Annotated in this window: 1 protein-coding gene and 1 pseudogene; both read left to right on the top strand. The window is 41.3% G+C overall.

All coding sequences use genetic code 11. From position 1 onward, the window contains the following. Positions 1–655, top strand: a pseudogene (locus KIV40_RS00110) (hypothetical protein); the annotation flags it as partial. Further along, the coding region (locus KIV40_RS00115; protein ID WP_285347602.1) for a hypothetical protein at positions 652–1,487 on the top strand (836 nt) is incomplete at its 3' end. The pseudogene KIV40_RS00110 and the gene KIV40_RS00115, both read left to right, overlap by 4 nt.

Genomic DNA, 1,487 nt, shown 5'->3' on the forward strand with positions numbered 1-1,487 from the left:
AGCGCTCGAAAACCTGCTGGTTCGCTGTTTTTGGGGCAAAAGTGAGAAATACTCATTTTGGGATTTTGAAGAAGAAGGTGATTTTGATATTTCTCAACGGTTAGAATTTGCCTTAAAGAGATATCAAGAAGATAAATACCAACTGGCTTTGAATATTGAGCAGCAAGAATTTATGAATATCTTGCTGTGTCCTGAACTCAAAGTATGGATCAAAGAAGAGTTATCTCCGACAAGAAAAATCTACGGTTATCGTATGCGGCTACCGGGGTTTACGCCTGGTGAATCGAATGTTATCGGAGCAGTCTGCAGCACTCGGCAGCGACCAGTCGATATTATGCAACCGATTAATAAGATGGTGAGATACCATGCCGTTGAGAATAAATCAGCCACACAGGCGTTCCAACAAGCCCTCAATGATGCGGTGAACAGCGATGACTTCTTCAAAAGAGAGCTTATCGATGGCATGTTGCATCTAAACTTCGAGGTTGAAATGGAAAGTGAGGACGAAGAAACATTGAATGTGCACTGGTATTACCAACAGAGCCCTGAGGTGGTGGTGCCAAAACGCATGCTTACCTCTAAAGGTGTGTTAGAAAAAACGTATTATGGAATGGTTGATGATAAGCCAAGCAGTATAGGACAGGACGAAAAATGAAAAGAACAAACAGCCAAGGCTTTTTAGTTAGATACCAATACCCACAAAGGCTTAGTAAATGGCGTAAGTCCTTTGCTTCCCAATTTAAGCCGATTAAGCCCGCTTATGATCCGTTAGAGCCTTTTATGACAGTGACCGATGATGTCCTCACTGTGCGTGATGCAAGGCTCGGTTTACGGTTTGCGTACCTTTTACCTTTGGTTATTGGACTATGGTTTTTGGCTTTTGTTTTTGTCGATAAGTTAGGACCTAATTCAGCTTCTCTAATCACTGCAAAGGAGAGAGTTATCGAGTATCAGGCTCAAAAGGCGAGAGGTGAGCCATTTGATTCTTTTGATAGAAAATGGTTTCAATATTATCGAGCTTGGTTCGATGAGAAAGGAGAATATTCTTTAATTAATTACAGTAGAGCCGTATTTAAGTATGGTACAAAAAATAAGCGAAAATCATTTGTGTCTGAGCTTATTATTGCTAGTGTGGCATTGTCATTAACATTATTCTTTACTGTGTTTTTTATCAAGTCTCCAAAGCCTGCGCATATATACTTCGACCGAAAGCGTGGCCTTGTTTACACTTGGTTTTTTGGACGACTGGCCGCTTGCCGTTTCGAGAATTTAGGGTTCTTAGAGCGTAAAACAGGACTGCTTCTCTACCTATATTGTGAAAACAAAAAGCGTAAAGGTGGCTATGACGTCTTTCCTATCACCGTTCAGCCGACAGGGAAAGTACACCTCAACTCAGAAAGGGATAATAATTATTTCTTCGCTCAAGTGTTTAACTTTATGGACAACGGAAAGAGCGCGGTAATAACCGGCAAGAGCTTCCATCGACC

This window comes from Vibrio sp. D173a (assembly GCF_030248475.1).